This window comes from Bradyrhizobium sp. WSM4874 (genome assembly GCF_055811835.1).
Window position 1 is genome coordinate 1 of record NZ_JBVVPR010000207.1, and the last position, 475, is coordinate 475.

The 475-nt window shown below is 60.4% G+C and carries 1 pseudogene; it reads left to right on the top strand.

The features are described 5' to 3' along the window. Nucleotides 1-161 precede the first annotated feature (161 nt). Nucleotides 162-419 (top strand): annotated as a pseudogene (locus AC0L3P_RS40060) (transposase); the annotation flags it as partial. Between the last annotated feature and the right edge of the window lie 56 nt (nucleotides 420-475).

Below are 475 nucleotides of genomic sequence, written 5' to 3' on the forward strand. Positions count from 1 at the left end.
AGGGATCGCAAACTGGATCGCCTTCTACAACAATCGCCGCCTTCATCAGGCGCTCGGCTATCGCGCGCCGATGGCGGAGAGCCGGCCCCGGAAATCTGAACAAGACGATAAGTGGAATTTCTGCCTGACAACGGCGATAGTCGCCGTGAACAGGTGAACCCATGAGCAGACGACCCCGCCGGAACCACTCACCGGCCTTCAAGGCGAAGGTGGCACTGGCCGCCGTCAAGGGCGACCGGACAATCGCCCAGTTGGCGGAGCATTTCGACGTTCACCCCAATCAGATCACGGCCTGGAGATCGCAGTTTGAGAGCAGCGCTTCCGAGGTTTTCGGATCTGGGGGCGGGATACCGGCCATCCCCGCGATCGATGTGAAGTCGCTCCATGCCAAGATCGGAGAGCTGACGCTGGAGAACGATTCCTAAGAAACGGCACCAGCTCCCGGTTCCAAGGGGTGCAGGACAAAGCCGAATGC